Annotated in this window: 17 protein-coding genes and 1 pseudogene; 13 read left to right on the top strand and 5 right to left on the bottom strand. The window is 72.6% G+C overall.

All coding sequences use genetic code 11. The features are described 5' to 3' along the window. The first annotated feature begins 290 nt into the window (after nt 1-290). The 4 genes from OG948_RS27110 to treZ all read left to right on the top strand — a co-directional run bounded on the left by OG948_RS27110 (nt 291) and on the right by treZ (nt 7,079). The gene (locus OG948_RS27110; protein ID WP_406298935.1) at nt 291-494 is read left to right on the top strand and encodes a hypothetical protein; all 204 of its coding nucleotides are present in this window, start codon (nt 291-293) and stop codon (nt 492-494) included. A gap of 165 nt (nt 495-659) precedes the next feature. Continuing rightward, complete coding sequence (gene glgX, locus OG948_RS27105) at nt 660-2,774, top strand: glycogen debranching protein GlgX (protein ID WP_406298933.1); 2,115 nt, start codon at nt 660-662, stop codon at nt 2,772-2,774. Between the two features lie 163 nt (nt 2,775-2,937). Continuing rightward, nucleotides 2,938-5,229 carry a malto-oligosyltrehalose synthase gene (treY, locus tag OG948_RS27100; protein ID WP_406298932.1) on the top strand — a complete coding sequence of 764 codons (2,292 nt, stop codon included), beginning with the start codon at nt 2,938-2,940 and terminating at the stop codon, nt 5,227-5,229. An 89-nt stretch (nt 5,230-5,318) separates the two neighbouring features. Next, the gene (gene treZ / locus OG948_RS27095; RefSeq protein WP_406298931.1) at nt 5,319-7,079 is read left to right on the top strand and encodes a malto-oligosyltrehalose trehalohydrolase; all 1,761 of its coding nucleotides are present in this window, start codon (nt 5,319-5,321) and stop codon (nt 7,077-7,079) included. A 52-nt stretch (nt 7,080-7,131) separates the two neighbouring features. On the opposite strand, the gene OG948_RS27090 is transcribed toward treZ, so the two are convergent. Both OG948_RS27090 and zapE read right to left on the bottom strand, forming a co-directional pair. Then, on the bottom strand, nt 7,132-7,995 hold the full coding sequence (locus OG948_RS27090) for a PPK2 family polyphosphate kinase (RefSeq protein ID WP_406300352.1): 864 nt from the start codon (nt 7,993-7,995) through the stop codon (nt 7,132-7,134). Nucleotides 7,996-8,734: 739 nt separating this feature from the next. Further along, nucleotides 8,735-9,781: a cell division protein ZapE gene (gene zapE, locus OG948_RS27085; RefSeq protein WP_406298930.1), complete on the bottom strand. Its 1,047-nt coding sequence runs from the start codon at nt 9,779-9,781 to the stop codon at nt 8,735-8,737. Nucleotides 9,782-9,812: 31 nt separating this feature from the next. Between zapE and OG948_RS27080 the strand changes: the two genes are divergently transcribed. The 6 genes and pseudogenes from OG948_RS27080 (at nt 9,813) to OG948_RS27055 (ending at nt 15,496) form a co-directional block, all read left to right on the top strand. Continuing rightward, nucleotides 9,813-10,553: a pyrimidine reductase family protein gene (locus OG948_RS27080; RefSeq protein ID WP_406298929.1), complete on the top strand. Its 741-nt coding sequence runs from the start codon at nt 9,813-9,815 to the stop codon at nt 10,551-10,553. 155 nt (nt 10,554-10,708) lie between these two features. Further along, nucleotides 10,709-11,185 (top strand): indole-3-glycerol phosphate synthase, encoded by a 477-nt coding sequence (locus OG948_RS27075; protein WP_395859771.1) that lies wholly within the window; start codon nt 10,709-10,711, stop codon nt 11,183-11,185. Between the two features lie 61 nt (nt 11,186-11,246). Next, nucleotides 11,247-12,671 carry a UDP-N-acetylmuramate--L-alanine ligase gene (gene murC, locus OG948_RS27070; protein ID WP_406298928.1) on the top strand — a complete coding sequence of 475 codons (1,425 nt, stop codon included), beginning with the start codon at nt 11,247-11,249 and terminating at the stop codon, nt 12,669-12,671. An 87-nt stretch (nt 12,672-12,758) separates the two neighbouring features. Continuing rightward, nucleotides 12,759-13,169, top strand: coding sequence for a peptide-methionine (R)-S-oxide reductase MsrB (msrB, locus tag OG948_RS27065; protein WP_406298927.1), 411 nt, complete (start codon nt 12,759-12,761; stop codon nt 13,167-13,169). Nucleotides 13,170-13,320: 151 nt separating this feature from the next. Then, nucleotides 13,321-14,196 (top strand): TIGR04222 domain-containing membrane protein, encoded by an 876-nt coding sequence (locus tag OG948_RS27060; RefSeq protein WP_406298926.1) that lies wholly within the window; start codon nt 13,321-13,323, stop codon nt 14,194-14,196. 95 nt (nt 14,197-14,291) lie between these two features. Next, nucleotides 14,292-15,496: pseudogene (locus OG948_RS27055) on the top strand (DUF692 domain-containing protein). 532 nt (nt 15,497-16,028) lie between these two features. Here OG948_RS27055 and hemQ read toward each other — a convergent pair. Further along, on the bottom strand, nt 16,029-16,826 hold the full coding sequence (gene hemQ / locus OG948_RS27050) for a hydrogen peroxide-dependent heme synthase (RefSeq protein ID WP_406298925.1): 798 nt from the start codon (nt 16,824-16,826) through the stop codon (nt 16,029-16,031). A 30-nt stretch (nt 16,827-16,856) separates the two neighbouring features. Further along, entirely contained in the window at nt 16,857-18,329 is a 1,473-nt protein-coding gene (gene hemG, locus OG948_RS27045; RefSeq protein WP_406300351.1) for a protoporphyrinogen oxidase, read from the bottom strand. A gap of 66 nt (nt 18,330-18,395) precedes the next feature. Here hemG and OG948_RS27040 point away from each other — a divergent pair, with 66 nt between their 5' ends. Continuing rightward, on the top strand, nt 18,396-19,463 hold the full coding sequence (locus OG948_RS27040) for a DUF4349 domain-containing protein (protein WP_406298924.1): 1,068 nt from the start codon (nt 18,396-18,398) through the stop codon (nt 19,461-19,463). Nucleotides 19,464-19,524: 61 nt separating this feature from the next. Here OG948_RS27040 and hemE read toward each other — a convergent pair whose 3' ends face one another. Then, nucleotides 19,525-20,589, bottom strand: coding sequence for a uroporphyrinogen decarboxylase (gene hemE, locus OG948_RS27035; RefSeq protein ID WP_406298923.1), 1,065 nt, complete (start codon nt 20,587-20,589; stop codon nt 19,525-19,527). 93 nt (nt 20,590-20,682) lie between these two features. Here hemE and OG948_RS27030 point away from each other — a divergent pair, with 93 nt between their 5' ends. Together OG948_RS27030 and OG948_RS27025 are read left to right on the top strand one after the other, a co-directional pair. After that, nucleotides 20,683-21,279 (top strand): DUF3000 domain-containing protein, encoded by a 597-nt coding sequence (locus OG948_RS27030; protein ID WP_395859780.1) that lies wholly within the window; start codon nt 20,683-20,685, stop codon nt 21,277-21,279. Nucleotides 21,280-21,458: 179 nt separating this feature from the next. Next, on the top strand, nt 21,459-22,127 hold the full coding sequence (locus tag OG948_RS27025; RefSeq protein ID WP_078974877.1) for a response regulator transcription factor: 669 nt from the start codon (nt 21,459-21,461) through the stop codon (nt 22,125-22,127). Nucleotides 22,128-22,209 lie beyond the last annotated feature (82 nt).

Raw genomic sequence — 22,209 nt, 5'->3', positions numbered from 1 at the left:
GTCGAGCCGGAACCGAACGAGCGTATAGCGAAACCCGGGGGCCTCGGGGAGCCCGCGCGGGCCGGGTCGGATACCCCGTTCGAGTGATCGGGCCGCCCGAATTACCCGGATGGCGTAAGGCGATTGGGGGGACTCGACGCGCTCTGGCAACTTCTGCCCGGCGGTACGACCGCGTCCCGGAACAATTGCCGGACGGGAGAGGGTCTTCCCTCCACCTGTTCCGAGACGCAACCGGGACGGATCGACGGTCCGTCTCATGCGGCAGGAACCGTGGCACCCAGGAGGTCGTCATGTTGGCCACGAACAGCAGGATCCCGGCGGGACGAATCGGCGCCGAGGACGATTTCGCCAAGTACCGCGACGTGGTCGCGGACATCTTCGCCCACCACCGGCGGACCACCGTCGCGGGCACCAACGAGGCCGGATGCTCGTGCGGCGGCCCGTGGCCGTGCCGGGACGAGATGCTCGCGGCCGAACTGCTCGACTGGATCTGATCGTTCCGATCGAAACCGATCGCAGTCGACGGCGCGCACGACCACCGCCCCGGGCCGGAATTCCACCCGACCGGGGGACGCCGGAGCGGATCTCGCACATGGATCCGGTTCGGTACGGGAGACTGCAAGCTGCCGAAGCACGATCCGCGACAAAGCAGGTTGCTCATGCAGGTCTGGCCCGGTCATCCGTATCCGCTCGGCGCCACGTACGACGGCGCCGGCACCAACTTCGCGGTCTTCTCCGAGGCCGCCGAACGCGTCTGGTTGTGCCTTCTCGACGAGGACGGCACCGAGCGGCGTGTCGAGCTGCGCGAGGCCGACGCGTTCGTCCGGCACGCCTACCTGCCCGGGATCCAGCCCGGACAGCGGTACGGCTACCGCGTCCAGGGCCCGTTCGCCCCGGCCTCGGGGGCCCGGTGCAACCCGAACAAACTGCTGCTCGACCCGTACGCGAAGGCGATGTGCGGCGAGGTGCACTGGCACGAGTCGATGTACGGCTACTCGTTCGAGCACCCGGACCTGATGAGCACCACCGACTCCGGACCGCACACGATGGCCTCGGTGGTGATCAACCCGTACTTCGACTGGGGCGACGACCGGCCGCCGCGCACCGAGTACCACGACACGGTGATCTACGAGGCGCACGTGCGCGGGCTGACCCGCACCCATCCGGGGCTGCCCGAGGAGATCCGCGGCACCTACGCGGGCATGGCGCACCCGGCGGTGATCGAGCACCTGGTGAGCCTGGGCGTGACCGCGATCGAGCTGATGCCGGTGCACCAGTTCGTCCAGGACCATCGGCTGTCCGACCTGGGCATGCGCAACTACTGGGGCTACAACACGATCGGCTTCTTCGCGCCGCACGCGGCCTACTCGTCCACGGGCGAACGCGGCCAGCAGGTGCAGGAGTTCCGCTCGATGGTCAAGGCGCTGCACGCGGCGGGCATCGAGGTGATCCTCGACGTGGTCTACAACCACACCGCCGAGGGCAACCACCTCGGTCCCACGCTGTCCTTCCGCGGCCTGGACAACGCCTCCTACTACCGGCTCGCCGACGACAAGCGCTACTACCTGGACACCACCGGCACCGGCAACAGCCTGTTGATGCGCAGTCCGCACGTGCTCCAGTTGATCATGGACTCGCTGCGCTACTGGGTCACCGACATGCACGTCGACGGCTTCCGCTTCGACCTCGCGGCCACCCTGGCCCGGCAGTTCCACGAGGTGGACCGGCTGTCCTCGTTCTTCGACCTGGTCCAGCAGGACCCGGTGGTGTCCCAGGTCAAGCTGATCGCCGAGCCGTGGGACCTGGGCGAGGGCGGCTACCAGGTCGGCAACTTTCCGCCGCTGTGGACCGAGTGGAACGGCAAGTACCGCGACACCGTGCGCGACTTCTGGCGCGGCGAGGAGCGCACGCTGGCCGAGTTCGGCTCGCGGCTGACCGGCTCCTCCGACCTGTACCAGGACGACGGCCGGCGGCCGATCGCCTCGATCAACTTCGTCACCTGCCACGACGGCTTCACGCTGCACGACCTGGTCTCCTACAACGACAAGCACAACGCGGCCAACCGCGAGGACAACCGGGACGGCGAGAGCCACAACCGGTCCTGGAACCACGGCGTCGAGGGCGAGACGGACGATCCGGACGTGCTCGCGCTGCGGGCCCGCCAGCAGCGCAACTTCATCGCCACCGTGCTGCTGTCCCAGGGCGTGCCGATGATCGCGCACGGCGACGAGTTCGGCCGCACCCAGCGGGGCAACAACAACGTCTACTGCCAGGACAACGAACTCGCGTGGGTGAAGTGGCCGGAGGGCGAGGAGCCCGACCAACTGGAGTTCATGCGGATGATGACCCGGCTGCGGGCCGAGCACCCGGTGTTCCGGCGCCGGCGCTTCTTCCACGGCAGGTCGGTCCAGGGCACCCACGACGAACTCACCGACATCGCCTGGTTCACGCCCACGGGCGAGGAGATGTCCGACGGCGACTGGTGGGCGGCGGCGGCCAAGTCGGTCGCGGTCTTCCTCAACGGCAACGCCATCTCCGAGCCCGACCCGCGCGGCCAGAAGATCACCGACGACTCGTTCCTGCTCCTGTTCAACGCCTCGCACGAGGCCGAGGAGTTCACCATCCCCGACGGTCTGGGCAAGACCTGGACGGTCGTGGTCGACACCGCCGACGACAAGACCACGATGCACGAGCCCAAGACCCGCGCGACCGTCGACGGCGGCTCCTGCCAACCGGTCGAGGCCCGCTCGCTGGTGGTGCTGCAACGGCCGTGACCCGGCGCGCGCCCACGCACCCGTGCCCCCGGCGCTCGACCGGGGGCACGGCCCGTCGAGCCGGCGCGTCGCCCCCGCCGCCCGAGCCCGCCGACGCGCGTCCGATCAGGTTTCACCACCCCGGCGGGTGGTAGCCCGTGGTCCTCCGGGGAAGCTTGTCCGCATGACCTCGTCGCCTTCGCGTGTCCCCACCGGCACCTACCGGCTGCAACTGCAACCCGCCTTCGGGTTCGCCGACGCCGCCGCCGCGGTGCCCTACATCGCCTCGCTCGGGGTGAGCCACCTGCACCTGTCGCCCATCCTGCAGGCGGTGCCCGGGTCCACCCACGGCTACGACGTGGTCGACCACTCGCGCGTGTCCGCCGACCTGGGCGGCGAGGACGGCCTGCGCGAGCTCGCCGCCTCGGCCGCCGCGCACGGCCTGGGCATCGTGGTGGACATCGTGCCCAACCACATGGCGGTGCCCACGCCCGAGTCGCTCAACAGGCCGCTGTGGGAGACGCTGCGGAACGGGCCGGACTCGCCCTACGCCCGCTGGTTCGACATCGACTGGACGCGGCACGACGGCCGGGTCCTGCTGCCCGTGCTCGGCGGACCCGTCGAGGAGGTCGCCGACGAGCTGATCGTGGACGGCGACCTGCTGCGCTACCACGACCACGCGTTCCCGCTCCGGGCCGGCACCGACAAGCTCGCGCTCGAGGAGTTGCTCGCCGCGCAACACTTCGAACTCGCGCACTGGCGGCGCGCGGACACCGAGCTCAACTACCGCCGGTTCTTCACCATCGCGAGCCTGATCGGGCTGCGCCAGGAGGACGACGAGGTCTTCTCGGCCACCCACGAGACCATCCTGCGGCTGCTCAACGAGGGCTTGGTGCACGGGCTGCGGATCGACCACCCGGACGGGCTCGCCGATCCGCGCGCGTACCTGGACCGGCTGCGCGCCGCCGCGCCGAACGCGTGGATCGTGGTGGAGAAGATCCTCGCCGACGAGGAGCGGATCGCCGCCGACTGGGCCTGCGACGGCACCACCGGCTACGACGCGCTGCGCCGGGTGGACTCCCTGTTCACCGACCCCGGGGGCGCCGAGCCGCTGCGCGCGCTGCACCGCGAGCAGACCGGCGTCCGCGAGGGCTTCGACTATCTCGCCCAGGAGGCCAAGGCCGAGGTGCTCGACGGTGGACTGGCCACCGAGTTCGCCCGACTGCGACGGGCCCTGGACCGACTCGAACCGATCGCCGGCGCCGGCGACATCGGCCGCGCGCTGCCGCCGCTGCTGGCCGCTTTCCCCACCTACCGCCCCTACCCCGGCGGCGGCCCCGAATCGATCGCGGCGATGGCACGCGCCCTCACCGGCGTCCCCGGCCAGGTCTCCGAAGCGGCCCGGGAGATCGCCGAACTCGCGCTCGCCGAGGGCGAGTTCGGCACCCGCTTCGGCCAGGTGGCCGCGGCGCTCGCGGCCAAGGGCGTCGAGGACCGCGCGTTCTACCGCTGGTACGGCCTGACTTCGCTGAACGAGGTCGGCGGCGCACCGGACTCGATCGGCCTGGACATCGCCGGCTTCCACGCCGCGTGCGCGCGGATGTCGCCGACCACGATGACCACGCTGAGCACCCACGACACCAAGCGCAGCGAGGACGTGCGGGCCCGGCTCACGGTGCTGGCCGAGGTCCCCGAGGACTGGGCCGAGCGGGTGCGCACGTGGAACGACTGGTCCCGGCCGCACCGCTCCGAGTTCCGCTTCGGGCCGGACGGCTACGACACCTACCTGCTGTGGCAGACCCTGGTCGGCGCGTGGCCGCCGAGCCCCGACCGGGCCGTCGCCTACCTGCGCAAGGCGATGCGCGAGGCGGCCCGGGCCACCACCTGGACCGACCCGAACCCCGACTACGAGGATGCGAGCGAGGCGTTCGTGCGCGCCGTCCTGGCGGACGAGGAACTCACCGCCGACATCGCCGAGTTCGTCACCGACCTGGACCGTCCCGCACGCGCCGTCTCGCTCGGTGCCAAGCTGGTCCAGCTCACCATGCCGGGCGTGCCGGACGTCTACCAGGGCGGCGAACTGGCGCTGTACACCCTGGTCGACCCGGACAACCGGGCCCCGGTCGACTTCGGCCGCGAGCACGGCCCGCTGGACGCGCTCAAGTTCAAGGTCACCTCGGCCGCGCTGCGGCTGCGGCGCGAGCATCCGACCTGGTTCGCCGGCGCCTACGAGCCGCTGCTCGCGCGCGGCAAGGAGGCCGACTACGCGATCGCGTTCGTGCGCGGCGGCGAGGCGATCACCGTGGCGACCCGACTGCCGGCCGGTCTCGCGGCCAAGGGCGGCTGGGGCGGCGCGCTGCTCCCGCTGCCGCCGGGCCGCTGGGTCGACGCGCTCACCGGCGACACGTACACCGGCCAGGCCCGGCTGCGGCACATCCTGGAGAACCTGCCGGTGGCCCTGCTCACCCGCGGCTGACCCGGCCGTACCCGCGCTCGCGCACGTTCGCATCCGCCGCCACCCGTCGCCACGTTCGCCCGCACGTTCCCGGAAAGGACACAACCATCGTGGTCAGGTTCGAGGTCTGGGCTCCGAAAGCGTCGTCCCTCGACGTCGTCGTCGACGGCCGGCGCAAGCCGATGCGGGACGCGAACCGGCCCGGGTGGTGGCAGGCGGACGTGCCGGCCGCGGTCCACGGGAGCGACTACGCGTTCGTGATCGACGGCAGCGAACCACTGCCCGACCCGCGCTCGCCGTGGCAACCACAGGGTCCGGACGGCCCGAGCCGGGTGGTGGACCATACCGCGTACGCGTGGGCCGATCAGTCCTGGACCGGCCGGCCGCTGCCCGGCGCGGTGGTCTACGAGCTGCACATCGGCACCTTCACCGTCGAGGGCACCTTCGCGGCGGCGATCGAGCGGCTGGAGCACCTGGTCGACCTGGGCGTCACGCACGTCGAGGTGATGCCGGTGTCCGCCTTCCCGGGCAAAGCCGGGTGGGGCTACGACGGCGTGTGCCCCTGGGCGGTGCACGAGCCCTACGGCGGTCCGGAGGGCCTCAAGCGCTTCGTGGACGCCTGCCACGGGCACGGCCTGGGCGTGATCCTGGACGTGGTGCACAACCACCTGGGGCCGTCCGGGAACCACCTGCCGCGCTTCGGGCCCTACTTCACCGACCGCTACAAGACGCCGTGGGGCTGGGCGGTCAACCTGGACGGCCCCGGCTCCGACGAGGTGCGCGCCTACCTGGTCGCCAGCGCGCTGATGTGGCTGCGCGACTACCACGTGGACGGGCTGCGGCTGGACGCGGTGCACGCGCTGGCCGACAACCGCGCGGTGCCCTTCCTCGAGGAGTTGTCCGAGGCCGTGGACAAACTCGCCGCCTCGACCGGCCGGCCGCTGTTCCTGATCGCCGAGTCGGACCTCAACGACCCGCGCGTGGTCACCCCGCGCGAGAGCGGCGGGATGGGTGTCCAGGCCCAGTGGAGCGACGACTTCCACCACGCGCTGCACTCCCTGCTCACCGGCGAACGGCAGGGCTACTACGGCGACTTCGGATCGATGGGCACGCTCGCCAAGACGCTCACCCGGGTCTGGCTGCACGACGGCACGTGGTCCTCGTTCCGCGAGCGCACGCACGGCCGCCCGGTGCCGACCTCGCGGATGCCCGCGTACCGCTTCCTGGGCTACCTGCAAACCCACGACCAGGTCGGCAACCGGGCCACCGGCGACCGGATCTCGGCCACGCTGCCGCCGGCGCTGCTGGCCGCGGGCGCTGCCCTGGTGCTGACCTCGCCGTTCACCCCGATGTTGTTCATGGGCGAGGAGTGGGGCGCGTCCACGCCGTGGCAGTACTTCACCGACCACACCGATCCCGCGCTGGCGGAGGCGGTGCGGGGCGGACGCCGCGCCGAGTTCGCCTCGCACGGCTGGGACGCCGCGCAGATCCCGGACCCGCAGTCGCCGCAGACCGTGCGCGACTCGTGTCTGGACTGGGACGAGCGGGAGCGCGCCCCGCACGCGGCGCTGCTGGCCTGGTACAAGCGGCTGATCGCGCTGCGCCGGGAGTGGGAGAACCTGACCGATCCGGACCTGACCCGGGTGCAGGTCACCTTCGAGGAGACCGCCGGCTGGCTGATGGTGCACCGGGGCGCGTTCCGTACGGCGGTCAACCTCGCCGAGCAGCCCGCGACGCTGCCGATGGGCACCGGCGCGGCCGAGATCGTCGCGGCCTGGGACGACCGCGCGGAAATCCGCCGGGGCCTGGTCGGCACCACACTGCGCCTGCCCGCGACCTCGGTCGCGGTGGTACGCGTGGGCTCACGCTAGAACCGTGCGCGCGGGTCGTCCCGGATCCGATCCGACCCGCGCGCGATCGTGCTCACGTGTCGAGCAGCCGCTTACGCTCCGCCTCGACGTCGAAGGTGCCCGGCGGGTACTGCGGGTCCACCTCGGTGAGGTGCTCCAGCAGCAGCCGGCTGATCGCCCAGTTGCGGTACCACTTGCGATCCGAGGGCACCACGTACCAGGGAGCCGCGTCGAGGTCGCACCTCTCCAGCGCCGCTTCGTAGGCCGCCTGGTATTGCGGCCACACCGCGCGCTCGTCGATGTCCGCCGGGTTGAACTTCCAGTGCTTGTCCGGGTTGTCCAGCCGCGCGAGCAGGCGCTCCTTCTGCTCCTCGGGCGAGATGTGCAGGAAGACCTTGACCACGGTCACCTCGTCCTTGGCCAGTCCCTGCTCGAACCGGTTGATCGCGCCGTAGCGGCGCGCCCACACCTGGCGCGGGACCAGGTTGCGCACACGCGCGATCAGCACGTCCTCGTAGTGCGAGCGGTCGAACACGCCGATCAGGCCGGGACCCGGCAGGTGGTTGCGGATCCGCCACAGGAACGGGTGCCCGAGTTCCTCCTCCGTGGGCGCCTTGAACGCGTGGATGTGGCAGCCCGACGGGTTGAACTGGCCGATCACGTGCTTGACCGTGCCGCCCTTGCCGGAGGTGTCCATGCCCTGGACCACCAGGAGCACCCGGCGCCGCGCACCGCCGGCCACCGCCTGCGCGTACAACTTCTCCTGGAGTTCGGCCAGTCGCGGGCCCATCGCGGCGATGTCTGCGACCGCGTCCGCCTTGTCGCCGGTGAAGGCCGGGGTCGCGCGCGGGTCGATCGTGCCCAGGTCGACGGGGCCGCCGGTCGGGCGCAGCGCGGCCCGGACGGACGGTACGTCGCTCCGGGGGCGGTCGGGGATGTCGACGGGCCGCTCGGCGACGACCCGGAGCCGGGGCGGCTCGGCCGCGGGCTCGACGGCGTCCGCGGCCTCGGCCCGCTCCTCGACGAGCGTCTCGAGTTCGAGCGTCTCGAGTTCGACCGATTCGAGCCCGACCACCTCCAGGCCATCCGCTTCGAGCCCACCGGTTTCGTGCCCACCCGTGGGGAAGCCGAGTGCCTCGGCGGCGGCGCGCTCGGCCTCGGCCCGCTCGGCCGCCTGCTTGGCCGCCTTCTTCGCGCGCTTCCTGGCCGACTTCGCGGCCTCGGCCGCTTCGGCCGCCTCGCGCTCGGCCGCGGCCTCCCGGGCCTTGGCGGCCTTCTTGTCCGCCTTGCGCGCCGCCTTGGCCTGCTCGGCAAGGCGCTCCCGCTCGGCCTTCAGCGCCTTCTCGGCCTTGGGGGCCTTTACGGCCTTCTCGGCCTTCCCGGCCTTCTCGGCCTTCCCGGGCTTCGACACCTCGGCGGCCTTGGCGGCCTTGGCGGCAGCCTTGGCCGCCTTCGCGGCGGCCTTGTCCTGCGGCGTCTCGCCCAGGCCCACCGGGGCTTGCCCCTTCGAGTCCCGGTCGGCCCTGCCTGCACTCTTGCGTTCGGCCTTCTTCGCCATGCGCTGCCTCCGCGTCGTCGGGACCCGGCTCCGATGATGCCTCACCCGCATACCGGTCGCCCACGGACAACACCCGCGCGACGCACGGCCGATCCCGGACCCCGCCCGGCGGCTCCGGTCAGTGCGCCGGGACGCGCCCCGCGCCGTCGCGCGCCATCGCCACCAGGCGCGACACCGCGCGCAGGTACTTCTTGCGATAACCGCCGGCCAGCATCTCCTCGGTGAACAACTCGTCGAACGGTACGCCCGAGGCGACGATCGGCAGTTCCCGGTCGTACATCCGGTCCGCGAGCACCACCAGGCGCAGCGCGGTCGCCTGGTCCCCGACCGGGCGCACACCACGCCAGAAGATCCCGGTGACGCCGTCGAGCATCGCGCCGTAGCGGCTGGGGTGCACGCCGGCCAGGTGGGCGAGCAGGTCGGGGAAGTCGTCGAGCGCGGCGCCGTCGGGCGCGGCCTCGGCGGACTTGCCGACCACGTCGTCCTCGACCGGCGTCGGCGCGGCGGGCAGGCCGCGGTGCCGGTAGTCCTCACCGTCGATGCGCAGCGCCTCGAAGCGCCCGGACAGCTTCTGTATCTCGCGCATGAAGTCCTGCGCGGCGAATCGCCCCTCGCCGAGCTTGTCCGGCAGCGTGTTCGAGGTCGCGGCCAGCTTGACGCCCGCGTCGGCCAGCTTGCCGAGCAGCGTGGAGACCAGGACGGTGTCGCCCGGGTCGTCCAGCTCGAACTCGTCGATGCACAACAGCCGGTGTCCGGACAGCGCCTCGACGGTGTGGCGGAAGCCCAGCGCGCCGACCAGGTTGGTCAGTTCGACGAACGTGCACAGCGACTTGGGCCCGGGGGCGGCGTGCCACAGCGACGCGAGCAGGTGCGTCTTGCCGACGCCGTAGCCGCCGTCGAGGTAGATCCCGCTCGGTCCGGCCGCGGGCTCGCGGCGGAACCAGCGTCGCTTCCCGTTCCCGCCGTCGCCGTTGAGCTCGGCGGCGAACCGCTCCAGGCGCACCACGGCCGCGGCCTGCCCGGGCTGGTTCGGATCGGGGATGTAGGTATCGAAGCGCACGTCGCCGAAGCGCGGCGGCGGAACCATCTCGGCGACGAGACGGTCGGCGGGGACGCTGGGCTGACGCCGGGTGAGCGACACGACGTGGGGCACGGACACGATCATCAAGCCTACGACGCGTGCAAAACTCGGTCGCATGCGCCGTCTCCTTCCTGTGTCCAGCGCCCCCGCCGAGCCCGACGTCGACCTCGTCGACGCGTACGCCTATCCCCCCGGCCGAACCTGGCTGCGGGCGAACATGGTGGCCAGCCTGGACGGCGCCGCACAGGCCCCCGACGGCCTGTCGGCGGGGCTGTCCTCGCCGGCGGACAAGCGCGTCTTCGGCGTGCTGCGCGGCCTGGCCGACGTGATCGTGGTGGGCGCGTCCACGGTGCGCAACGAGGGCTACCGGCCGCCGAAGCCCAAGCCCGCCTACGCCGCCGCGCGCGCCGCCGCGGGGCAGCTCCCGGCACCGGTGATCGCGATCGTCTCGCGCAGCCTGGCCATCGACTTCACCACCTCGCTGTTCACCGAGGCGATCACCCCGACCATCGTGATCACCTGCGAGAACGCCCGTCCGGAGGGCCTGGCGGCGGCGGCCGAGTACGGCGAGGTGCTCCGGGCCGGACGGGACCGGGTGGACTTCCCGAGCGCCCTGGACGCGCTGGCCGCACGCGGACTGACCCGGCAGCTCACCGAGGGCGGACCGCACGTACTGGCCCAGATCGCCGCGTGCGGTCGGCTGGACGAGCTGTGCCTGACCCTGAGCCCGCTGCTGACCGCGGGCCCCGCCGATCGCATCCTGGCGGGCCCCGGCCTGACCGGCGGGTTGTCGATGCGCCCGATCTCGCTGCTGGAGGAGGACGGGTCACTGTTCGCCCGCTACGTCCGCCCCTGAGCGATCGTCCCCGAGCACTCCCGTAGCACTCCCGAGCGGTCGCAGAATGGTCGCCGGGCGGTCGCCGATCGGGAGAGTGGGAGGGTGGTCCCCCGGGCAGACGGGGCTCAGGCACCGGCCCGGCAACCGGCTCACGTGGATCAAGGGAGTGTTGCGTGTACACGATCGTGCTGCTCGTCGAAAAGGTCCTGAACGAGGCGGACGTCAAGTTCGTCACCAGCCTGCACGAGGGCGTCGAGACCTCCTTCGTGGTGGTCCTGCCCGGCAAGGCCGACCATCGCAAGCTGCTCCAGGCGCTGGACGACGTGGCCCTGGTCCGGCTGGACGAGGCCGCCGAGGACATCGAGGACCGGCCCGGCCCGGACGACGGCGCGGACGCGGCCCGGCGCACCCTGGAGGCGAGCGTGGCGGCGCTGCGCGCGTTCGGCGCGAACGCGGTCGGCGAGACCACCCCCGGGCGCGACCCGCTGGACACGCTCAAGCAGATCGTCGAGCGGCACGACGCCGACGAGGTGATCGTGCTCACCGACCCGCACTTCATCGAAGAGGTCTTCCATCGCGATTGGGCCTCGCGGGCCCGGCAGAACGTGGGTGTCCCGGTGCTCAAGCTCTTCGCACACGATCTGGGCTGACACAATCGCGGGGAGCCCGCGCCGAACCGCCCGGGTCCCACGATTCGAAGGAGCCCGCTTCATGGCACCCCCCGCCGAGCCCGTCGACCTCGGCAGCCCCTTCTTCGTCGGCATCGGTGGCGCCGGCATGTCCGGGCTCGCCAAGATCCTCGCGATCCGCGGGGCACGGGTGTCCGGCAGCGACGCCAAGGACTCCACGCAGGTGCTCGCGCTGCGCCAACTCGGCTGCACGGTGCACGTGGGCCACGACGCGGCCAACGTCGCCGACGACGTGACCTGTGTGGTCGTGTCGTCCGCGATCCGCGAGAGCAACCCCGAACTGGTCGTCGCGCGCGAGCGCGGCATCCCGATCGTGCACCGCGCGGACGCGCTCGCGCGGCTGATGGACGGGCGCCGCTCGGTGGCCGTCGCCGGCACGCACGGCAAGACCACCACGACCAGCATGCTCGCGGTCGGCCTGACCTCGCTGGGTCTGGACCCGTCCTTCGCGATCGGCGCCGACCTCAACGAGGCGGGCAGCAACGCGCATCACGGCTCCGGCAACATCTTCGTGGCCGAGGCGGACGAGAGCGATCGCAGCTTCCACAAGTACGCGCCCGAGGTCGCCGTCGTCCTCAACGTCGAGTTGGACCACCACGCCAACTACGGCTCGCTGGAGGACGTCCTTGAGGCGTTCGAGATCTTCGCCGCCCGGATCGTCCCCGGCGGCACCCTGGTGTTGTCCGCCGACGACGCCGGCGCGCTCACCCTGCGCGAGCGGCTCGCGGTGTCCCTGCCGGCGCTGAACGTGGTCACCGTCGGCGAGCGGGAGAACGCGGACCTGCGCCTGGTGGAGATCGAGTCGCTCGGTCTGGGCAGCCGGGTCACCGTGCGGGGCAAGGCCGCCGGCGGCGAGTTGGACTTCACCGTCGCGGTGCCCGGTCGGCACAACGCCTCCAACGCGGTGATGGCGCTCGCGGTCGGCCTGGCGCTGGGCGTCGAGCCGCAGCGGATGGCCGAGGGTCTGGGCAACTACCAGGGCGTGCGCCGCCGCTTCCAGCTCAAGGGCGAGGAGAGCGGCATCCGGGTGATCGACTCGTACGCGCACCACCCCACCGAGATCGCCGCCGACCTGGCCACCGCGCGCGGCGCGGTGGGCGCCGGCCGGGTGATCGCGGTCTACCAGCCACACCTGTTCAGCCGCACGCAGCAGCTCGGCGTCGAGATGGGCCGCGCGCTGGCCGCCGCCGACATCGCGGTGGTGATGGACATCTACGCCGCCCGCGAGGACCCGCAGCCCGGCGTGACCAGCAACATCATCGCGCACGCCGCGCTGGACAACGGGGGCCTGGTGCGCACCGAGCACAGTTGGTCCGACGTCGCGGGTTCGGTGGCCGGCCTGGCTCGGCCCGGCGACCTGATCCTGACCATGGGCGCGGGCGACGTCACGCTGCTCGGCCCGGAGATCCTGGACGCGATCCGCGACCGCGCCAACGCCCCGCGCTGAGCCCCGGTCGGCCCGGGTCGACCATCCCGCGGTGCCGTGACGTCCCCGAGGGGAACGTCACGGCACCGTTGCGTGTTGGATGTGAACATGGCCTACGAAATCGAGAAGACCGACGACCAGTGGCGGGCCGAGCTGTCCCCCGAGGAGTTCCGGGTGCTCCGCCAGGCGGGCACCGAGCGCGCCTGGACGGGCGAGTACACCGAGACCAAGACGACCGGCGTCTACCGCTGTCGGGCCTGCCGGACCGAGCTGTTCCGTTCCGACACCAAGTTCGACAGCCACTGCGGGTGGCCGTCCTTCTACGCGCCGCTGGCCGAGGACCGGGTCGAGTACATCGAGGACTCCTCGATGGGCATGACCCGAGTCGAGGTGCGCTGCAAGAGCTGCGGCTCGCATCTGGGACACGTCTTCGAGGGCGAGGGCTACGGGACGCCGACCGACCAGCGCTACTGCATCAACTCCATCTCGCTGACCCTGGAACCCGACCCGGCGGTGTGACCCGCGCTGCCGCGGCCTTCCCGGCCGCGGCACCGGACTCGTCCGCGCCGGCGGCGGGCGCGCGAGACGCCGGTCAAACGTGCTTTCGGGCGGTGCGGCAAAGGTCACATCGCCCCACAGGGACCGTGTTCGTCCACTAAGCCTGTGGACCATGAATCCGTGGTTGCCACCCCTCGCGTACTCGGTCTGGACGGCGCTCGTGCTCGGCGTCGCCATCGGGTCCGCCCGGCGCGGCGGCCGGCGGGCGAACAAACGGCGCCTGGCCGAACTGGGTCCGACCGAGTACGCGTTCGTGTCCGGCGGCGCCGCCCGCGCGGCGGACGTGTCGATCCTGATCCTGCTCGGCACCGACGGCCTGCACGTGAGCCGGGACGGGCAGGTGGTCGCCGCCCGCACTCCCGAGCCGGGCGCGGCGTCGGACGCGCCGCTGCGGGTGCTGGACGAGGAGTACGGCGGCCTGCCGCTGCGCGAACTGCGCGCGCGGGTGGCCGCGTCGGCGGAGATCCAGGCGATCGGCGCCTCGCTGTTCGCGGACGGTCTGGTCGCGCCGCCGGACGCGCGGGCGCGCCGGCTGCCCCGCTGGGCGCTGTTCGCGACCATCCCGCTGGGTATGGCCACCGCCGTGGCCGGCTTCGTGGGCGCCGACGACGGGGCGGCGAGCGCACTGCCGTGGGTGGGCCTGCTGCTCGCGGTGATCGGTGTCCAGGCCTGCGTCGCGGGCCTGCTGCTGCTCGGCGTGTTCGGTGAGCGGGTGGTGCCCACCGCGCCGACCGCGCGCCGGCTGATCCGGGTGCGCCGGGACGAGGCGGCGGTGGCGGCGCTGGGCGCCGACGGGATCGGCGCGGTCGCGCTGTGGGGCCTGGACCGCTTCCCCGACCCGGTGGTCAAGCAGATCTTCCGCCGCAACGCGCCCACCCCCGGCAACCGGGACCCGGGCTCGGTGTGGTGCGGCAGCACGTCCTGCGCGTCCCCGCAGGGCGCCCGGGCGGGCTCCTGCGGCGGCACCGCGGACGGCTGCGGCGGGTAGCGCCCGACCGGGGTTCCCGTCCGGGTTCCCGGCGCCGGGCGAACCGAGGGAACTCCGCCTGTTTCGGACCGGGACGGGCCCGTCATGCTGGGCGTATGCGGACAGCGGTGGGAATCGGATGGCGGCCGGAGATCGACCTGACCGTCGAGCGCCTGGCCGGCGTCGACTTCGTCGAGGTGGTCGCCGAGAACGTGTGTGTGGAGCACCTGCCGGAGTCGTTGCGGGTGTTGCGCGCGCGGGGCGTGGAGGTGATCCCGCACGGGGTCGGCCTCGGGCTCGCGGGCGCGGACCGGCCCGACCCGGCGCGACTGGCCCGGCTGGCGGAGGTCGCCGAGGCGCTGGGGTCGCCGCTGGTCAGCGAGCACCTGGCGTTCGTGCGCGCGGGCGGCATGGAGGCCGGCCACCTGCTGCCCGCGCCGATGACCCGGGACGCCCTCGAGGTGGTCGTGGAGAACGTGCGCATCGCCCAGGAGTCGCTGCCGGTCCCGCTCGCCCTGGAGAACCCGGCGACGCTGCTGTCCTGGCCCGGCAACGAGATGAGCGAGGCGCGCTTCCTGACCGAATTGGTCGAGCGCACCGGCGTGCGACTGCTGATCGACGTGGCCAACCTGCACACCGAGCGGGTCAACCACGGCCTGGACCCGGCCGCCGCGCTGGCCGAACTGCCGCTGGAGGCGGTCGAGTACGTGCACGTCGCCGGTGGCGTCGAGCGCGGCGGTCTGTGGCACGACACGCACGCGCACCCGGTGACCGCGCCGATCCTCGAGGTGCTGGAGATGTTGTGCGCGCTGCGCCCGCCGCCGCGCGTGTTGCTGGAGCGCGACTCCGACTTCCCGCCCGCCGGCGAGATGGCCGCCGAACTGGCCGCGATCCGCGCGGTGGTCGACCGTACGGCGGTGCGCTCGTGAGCGCGCGCGAGCGGCTGGCCCGCCAGCAGAGCGAGTTGCTCGCGGCGCTGGTCGCGGGCGGGCCCACGCCGGCCGGCTTCGATCCGGACCGGGTGCGCGCACAGGCCCGCGCGCTGGCCGCCAAGCGGCGCGACTCGGCGCTGCGCGCGGTGCCCGAGCTGGCGACGGCCCTGGGCCCGCGCTGGCCGGGCGAGTTCGTCACGTGGGCCCTGGTGCACCCGAAACCGGCGGACGGCGGCACGCGCGCGGACGTGCACGCCTTCGCGGCCCACCTGTGGGAGCGCGACGCGCTGCCGGCCGCGTTGGCCGAGGTGTTCATCCCGCGCGAGCCGTCCCGGTGGGGCCGGTTGCGGGCACGGCTCGGGCTCCGCCCGTGGACGCGCGACCGGTAGGCAGGAGCAGGCAATCACGTACAGGGGGTGGGTGGCATGACCTGGTTCATGGTGGTTCCGTTCGTCATCGTGGGCACATGCGCGCTGGCGGTGAGCCTGAGCGTCCGGTCGGTGACGCGACGGCGGATGCGCCGCACGTTCGGCCGGCCGTACGGGCCCGGCGGCGGGTGGCCGCCCGGCGGGTCGTCGTTCGGCCCGCACCCCGGCTCCGGCCCGCCTCCCGGCCAGTGGTCGCCGGGCCCGCCCCCGTTCGACGGATACGGCCCGCACCACTCGCACGGGCACCACTCGCCCGGCCCCGACTGGCAGGGACACCACTCGCACGGCCACCACGCCTCGTGCGGTGGGAACTCCTCGTGCGGCGGGAGCGGGGGCTCCTCGTGTTCGAGCGGCTCGTCCTGTTCGAGCGGATCCTCGTGCTCCGGCGGGTCCTCGTGTTCGAGCGGATCCTCGTGTTCCAGCAGCTCGTCCTAGGTACCGGCTCCCCGAGGCGGTCGGGCCACTCGTGGCCCCGACCGCCGCAGGGGGTGACTCAGGCCAGACCGGCGAGCAGCTCGCCGACCGGGTGCCGGCGACCGGTGTAGAACGGCACCTCCTCGCGCACGTGCCGACGGGTCTCCGAACCGCGCAGGTGCCGCATCAGGTCGACGATGCGGTGCAGTTCGTCGGCCTCGAAGGCGAGGATCCACTCGTAGTCGCCGAGCGCGAACGAGGGCACCGTGTTGGCCCGCACGTCCGGGAAGCCACGCGCCATCTTCCCGTGCTCCGCGAGCAGCCGACGGCGCTCGTCGTCCTCCAGCAGGTACCACTCGTACGAGCGCACGAACGGGTACACCGCGACGTAGTCGCGCGGGGTCTCGTCGGCCAGGAAGGCCGGGATGTGGCTCTTGTTGAACTCGGCCGGGCGGTGCAGCGCCATGTTCGACCACACCGGCTCCAGCAGCCGTCCCAGACCGGTGCGGCGGAAGCGGTTGTACGCCTCCTGGAGCGAGTCCGAATCCTCGGCGTGCCACCAGATCATGATGTCCGCGTCGGCGCGCAGGCCGGAGACGTCGTAGGTACCGCGCACCACGACGTCCTTGTCCAGCAGCTGCTCGAACAATTGCTCGACCTCGCCGGCCAGGCCGGCCCGGCCGCCGGGCAACGGCTCACGGAGCCGGAAGACCGACCACATCGTGTACCTGATCACCTGGTTGAGGTCGCGGGCCTTGCGGCGCGCCGGCGTGGGGGCGCCCTCGGCCTCCAGGACGTCGTCGGTGAGCGCGGCCTGGATCACGGCTGCGGCGGCGTCGACCGGTTCCGGGGTGTTCTCCGCGGTGCTTTGCGTCATGGGTCGATTCTCTCTCCCCCGTGCCCGGGCTCAGCGCACGGGGCGCGCGAGCGGCTTCGCGAGCTGCGCCAGCACGTCGGCCGCGGCCGACGTCGCGCTCGCCACACACGCCGGAATGCCCACGCCCTCGTACACCGCGCCGCACACCGCGAGCCGGGGCAGCCGCTCCACCGCGTCGCGCACGCACGCGATCCGACCGAGATGGCCCACCGCGTACTGCGGCAGCCCCCCGCCCCAGCGGGTGACCTTCGCATCGATCGGCTCGGCCATCGGCCCGATCGCGTCGCGCAGGTCGGCGAGCGAGTCGGCGACCAGGTCCGCGTCCTCGCGTTGCAGCACGGCCTCCTCGCCGGCCCGCCCGAGCGAGGTGCGCAGCACGAACGTGTCCGGGTCCGCGTCGGCGATCCAGCCCCACTTGTTGGACGCGAAGGTGCTCGCCTTGATCCGCCGGCCGTCGATCGGCGGGACCAGGAACCCGCTGCCCTCGGGCACCGTCGCCAGGTCGGCGCGCCGGAACGCGAGGGTGACCAGGGCCATTCCGGCGTACTCGATGGAGGACAGTTCGACCGCCGCGACCGTCGAGTGCGGGCGCAGCAGCCGGGCGGCGGGCGCGGCCGGCACCGCGAGCACCACGGCGTCCGCCTCGATCGGCACCGGCGCGTCGGTCGGTCCGGTGACCAGTCGCCAGCCGGTCGGCGTGCGCTCCAGCTCGCGCACCGTGGTCCGGGTCCGGATCTCGCCGCGCCCGGTCGCCACCACCGCGCCCGCGACCGCGACCGGCAACCGCCCGACGCCGCCTCGGATGCCCATGAACACCGGGCCGCCCGGTCGCTCGGCGGCCCGCTCCAGCAGCCCGCGCACACCCGCGACCAGCGACCCGCCGCCGCGCGCGAACGGAAGCAGTTGCGGGACCGCCGCGGCCAGCGAGATGTCGTAGGAGTTGCCCGCGTACACCCCGCCCAGCAGCGGCTCGACCAGCCGGTCCACCACCTCGTGGCCGACCCGCTCGGCGACGTAGCGGCCCACCGAGACGTCGTCCTCGTAGCGGTGCGGCGCCAGCGCGTGGTCCAGCGGGATCCGGGCCAGTCCCGCGGGCGACAACACCCCGCTCGCGGCCAGTGGTTCCAGGTCGCCGGGCACACCCATCACGTGCCCGCGCGGCATCGGCCGCAACGCGCCGCGCGTCCACAACGACGCGCTCGCGGTGCTCGGCGGGCGCAGGTCCGCGGCCAGACCGACCTCGCGCGCGAGGTCGATCGACTCGGTGCGCCGGGCCAACATCGACTCGGCGCCCTCGTCCACCGCGACGCCGGCGATGGTGCCGGCGTGCAGCTTGCCGCCGACCCGGGCGGAGCCCTCGAGCACCGTGACGGTCAGCCTCGGATCGCCGTCCCGGAGCAGAACCCAGGCGGCCGTGAGACCGGCGATTCCGCCACCCACGACGACGATATGACGACCGTTTTCCACCGGCGAACTGTCCACACCGCACCTTCTCACGAGCATCGTCCCGGGCACGGAACCGGCCACGGCTCGGCACCGTCCCATCACCGACTTCGAGGGGGGACCGAGATGAGCGCACGACACGCGAGACGCACGACCCCGGTGCTCGCGACCGCCGTGGCCGCGGTGCTGCTGGTGGGCGGGTGCAGCGGCGACGGTTCGGGCGACAAGGACCGCTCCGGATCCGGATCCAAGCCGGCGGCGGGCGCGGCGGAGGCGGCGCCCGCGGTGCCCGGCGCGCCCGGCGGCAAGGCCGCCCCGAACCCGGCCGTCGACCCGGCCGCCGGGCAGCGCAAGGTGGTGCTGACCGGCGACCTGCGGATACGGGTGCCCGACCTCGATCGCGCCACCGCCGACGCGCAGGCCGTCGCCCGGGCACGCGGCGGCCTGGTCACCGACGAACGCACCACCCGCTCGACCGATCCGGACGCGAGCAGGACGGACGCCGCGACCACCACGCTCACCCTCAAGGTCCCGCCGACCGAGTTCGACCGGGCGTTGGACGAACTGAGCCGGATCGGCAAGGTGGTCAACCGGCAGCGCACCGCCAAGGACGTCACCGACGAGGTCGTGGACGTGAACAGCCGGGTCGAATCGCAGCGCCGCAGCATGGAGCGCACCAGACAACTGATGGACCGGGCCGACACGATCGCCGACATCACCACCCTGGAGAGCGAGTTGACCCGCCGCGAGGCGGACCTGGAGTCGCTGCTCAAGCGGCAGCAGGCGCTCACCGCGCAGACCGACCTGTCGACGATCACGGTCACGATCGGTAGCGACCCGAAACAGGCGGCGGCCGAACCGAAGGACGACGACGACGGCTTCACCGGCGCGGTCGGCGACGCGTGGTCGGCGGGCTGGCACGGTCTCGCCGGCACCGGCCGGGTGATCGCGATCGTGCTGGCGGCGGTCTTCCCGTTCGCGCTGATCCTGATCGCGGTGTGGCTGCTCGACCGCTTCACGGGCCGACGACTGCGCCGGCTGCGCCCCCTGCGCCGCACCCGACACCCGGCACCGGCCTGGCTCGGCTCGACCGCGCCGACGCCACCGGCTCCGCCGACTCCGCCGATCGCGTCCGCCCGACCCGAGCCGTCGACCCCCGCCACCCGGGAGGAGCCGCCCGAGCCGCGACCGTAGTCGCGCCCGCGAGCGCCGGCCGAGGTCGCCTCGACCCGCCGGCGCTCGACCCGACAGCGCCCTACCGCGCGCCGACCTCGTGCACATGCGCCACGATGCGCGTGAGCACCTCGGGGTCGGTGTTCGGCAGGACGCCGTGCCCGAGGTTGAAGATGTGCCCCTCGGCCGCGCGGCCGGCGGTGAGCACCTCGTCGGTCTTGGTCCGCACCGCGTCCCACGGCGCGAACACCACCGCCGAGTCCAGGTTGCCCTGCAGCGCCTTGCCCGGCCCCACCCGGGTCACCGCCTCGTCCAGCGGAATGCGCCAGTCGACACCGACCACGTCGGCCCCGGCCTCGCCGAACATGCGCAGCAGTTCCCCGGTACCGACGCCGAAGTGGATCCGCGGCACGCCGTAGTGCTCGACCGAGGCCAACACCTTCGTGCTGGCCGGCAGCACCGACGCCCGATAGTCGGCGGCGGACAGCGCGCCGGCCCACGAGTCGAACAGTTGGATCGCCGACGCGCCCGCCTCGATCTGCACCTTCAGGAACGCCGAGGTGATCCGTGCGAGCCGGTCCACCAGGTCGGCCCAAAGCTGCGGGTCGCCGTACATCAGCGCCTTGGTGCGCTCGTGGTTCTTCGACGGACCGCCCTCGACGAGGTAACTCGCCAGCGTGAACGGCGCACCGGCGAAGCCGATCAGCGGTGTGCCGCCGAGCTCGCCGACGAGTTGGCCGACCGCCTCGGTGATGTAGGGGACGTCCTCCGGCGTCAGGTCGCGCAACTGCGCGAGGTCGGCGCGCGAGCGGATCGGGTTCGCGACCACGGGGCCGACGCCGGGCTTGATGTCGAGGTCGACGCCGATCGCCTTGAGCGGGACGACGATGTCGCTGAAGAAGATCGCCGCGTCCACGCCGTGCCGGCGCACCGGTTGCAGGGTGATCTCGGTGACCATGTCCGGGAGCATGCACGATTCGAGCATCGCGGTGCCCTCGCGCAGCTTGCGGTACTCGGGCAGCGAACGACCCGCCTGGCGCATGAACCACACCGGGGTGTGCGGGACGGGTTCACGTCGGCAGGCCCGCAGGAAGGCCGAGTCTCGGACGGTGGCGTGCGGAAGGCTCGTTTCGGTCACATCCGCCATCGTCCCAGACGCACCCGGACGGCCCAGACCGAGCACCCCCGCCCGGCGCGTCGCCCGGGCCTGGCGACCCCGGCGCGGCCTAGGCTGCCAGGCATGGCAGCAGTCGGCGAGACCGAGGAGCCCGAGGAGTTCCGGCAGGCGCTGGCCGGATGGCGAACCGCGATCCTGCGCCCGGAGATCGTCCTGGAGGAGATGTCCCGGCCGCGCGGCCTGGCCCCCTTCTCCGCGGCGTTCGCGGCCGAGGTGGCCCTGGGCGAGGACGAGGACGAACTGGCCGGCGGCCGGATCGTGCTGCTGCACGACCCGGCGGGCCACGAGGCCTGGGAGGGAACGTTCCGCGTGGTCACCATGACGCGCGCCGAACTCGAACCCGAGCTGGCCATGGACCCGCTGCTGCCCGAGGTCGGCTGGACCTGGCTGACCGAGTCCCTGCACGCCGTCGGCGCCGCCTATCGGGCCCCCAGCGGCACCGTCAGTCGCAGTACGTCGCAGGGCTTCGGCGGGCTTTCCGGGCAGATCGCCCGCACCGAGATCGAGGTGCGGGCATCCTGGACGCCGGCCGACGACGAGTTGTTGCCGCACCTGTTGGCATGGACCGAACTCATGTGCACGTGCGCGGGTTTGCCGCCGGTGGTTTCCGGCGAGGGGGTGGTGGCCATACCGCGCCGGCCCTCGCGACCCGGTTCCTGACACGCCGGATCCGCACCACGAGACCTCGCGGTCACACACCCGGGTCAACGTCGCATAACGGATTTGGATCTTCCTCTAAAGCCGAGCGCCATATGTGCCGAAGGACAGGGTGACCACCCCGAAGGAGTAGCTGGTCGGGCCGCTTCTTCGGGAATCGCGATCACTGCGCAGGAGGCCCGGTGTCGGTACTTCTCGATCACCCTGCAAACCTGCTTGCCTACCGTCCTTCCAAGCCCACGGCGATGGTTGTCGTCGCGGACCCTCGGGTTCGTGACGCGGTCATCCGCCACCTGTGGGCCCTCGGTGTACGCGACGTCGTCGGGGCGTCGACCATCGCCGAGGCTCGATCCCGTGCCGGCACGCCGCGCGACCTGTGTGTCGCCGACGTGCACCTGCCGGACGGCTCCGGACTCACGCTTCTCACCGAGATGCGCGCGTCCGGCTGGCCGAACGGCTTGGCACTCTCCGCAGCCGACGACATCGGTGCCGTTCGTTCCGCGCTTGCCGCGGGCGTTCGGGGCTATGTCGTGACCGGCGCGCGAGCGGGACTGAACCCTGGACACGCACGGCAAGCGGGAATGCACCACGGGATGCCCCAGGCAAACCGCATGCGTCCGTCGGAACAGCGCGGGACGGAGCCCGGCTCCGGCGTCCGGGAGCTTTCGGCGCGCGAGATCGAGGTCCTGCGCCTCGTCGCGGAGGGCCGGTCCAACAAGGCGATCGGCCAGGCGATGGGCCTGTCGGCGCTGACGGTCAAGAGCCATCTCGCCCGCATCGCCCGCAAGATGGGCACGGGCGACCGTGCCGGCATGGTCGCCCTCGCGTTGCGGGCGGGCATCATCAGCTGACGCAGGTCGGCCGAGCATCAGGACACCTCATCAGGTACAGCCGAATCCCGGCGGGTGGACCCACCCGCCGGGATTCGGCATG

This window comes from Embleya sp. NBC_00888 (assembly GCF_045207655.1).
In the GTDB taxonomy this organism is placed as follows: Bacteria; Actinomycetota; Actinomycetes; order Streptomycetales; family Streptomycetaceae; genus Embleya.
The sequence above is the reverse complement of the archived record's forward strand: the minus strand, read 5'-3'. Positions and strand labels throughout refer to the sequence as shown.

What these genes read in the sequence shown, in the direction of transcription:
- OG948_RS27060 (WP_406298926.1), top strand. Translation starts at nt 13,321, where the DNA reads ATGAATCCGTGGTTGCCACCCCTCGCGTACTCGGTCTGGACGGCGCTC.
- hemQ (WP_406298925.1), bottom strand. Translation starts at nt 16,826, where the DNA reads ATGACGCAAAGCACCGCGGAGAACACCCCGGAACCGGTCGACGCCGCC.
- OG948_RS27030 (WP_395859780.1), top strand. Translation starts at nt 20,683, where the DNA reads ATGGCAGCAGTCGGCGAGACCGAGGAGCCCGAGGAGTTCCGGCAGGCG.
- msrB (WP_406298927.1), top strand. Translation starts at nt 12,759, where the DNA reads ATGGCCTACGAAATCGAGAAGACCGACGACCAGTGGCGGGCCGAGCTG.
- murC (WP_406298928.1), top strand. Translation starts at nt 11,247, where the DNA reads ATGGCACCCCCCGCCGAGCCCGTCGACCTCGGCAGCCCCTTCTTCGTC.
- OG948_RS27040 (WP_406298924.1), top strand. Translation starts at nt 18,396, where the DNA reads ATGAGCGCACGACACGCGAGACGCACGACCCCGGTGCTCGCGACCGCC.
- hemG (WP_406300351.1), bottom strand. Translation starts at nt 18,329, where the DNA reads ATGCTCGTGAGAAGGTGCGGTGTGGACAGTTCGCCGGTGGAAAACGGT.
- OG948_RS27080 (WP_406298929.1), top strand. Translation starts at nt 9,813, where the DNA reads ATGCGCCGTCTCCTTCCTGTGTCCAGCGCCCCCGCCGAGCCCGACGTC.
- OG948_RS27110 (WP_406298935.1), top strand. Translation starts at nt 291, where the DNA reads ATGTTGGCCACGAACAGCAGGATCCCGGCGGGACGAATCGGCGCCGAG.
- zapE (WP_406298930.1), bottom strand. Translation starts at nt 9,781, where the DNA reads ATGATCGTGTCCGTGCCCCACGTCGTGTCGCTCACCCGGCGTCAGCCC.
- glgX (WP_406298933.1), top strand. Translation starts at nt 660, where the DNA reads ATGCAGGTCTGGCCCGGTCATCCGTATCCGCTCGGCGCCACGTACGAC.
- hemE (WP_406298923.1), bottom strand. Translation starts at nt 20,589, where the DNA reads ATGGCGGATGTGACCGAAACGAGCCTTCCGCACGCCACCGTCCGAGAC.
- treY (WP_406298932.1), top strand. Translation starts at nt 2,938, where the DNA reads ATGACCTCGTCGCCTTCGCGTGTCCCCACCGGCACCTACCGGCTGCAA.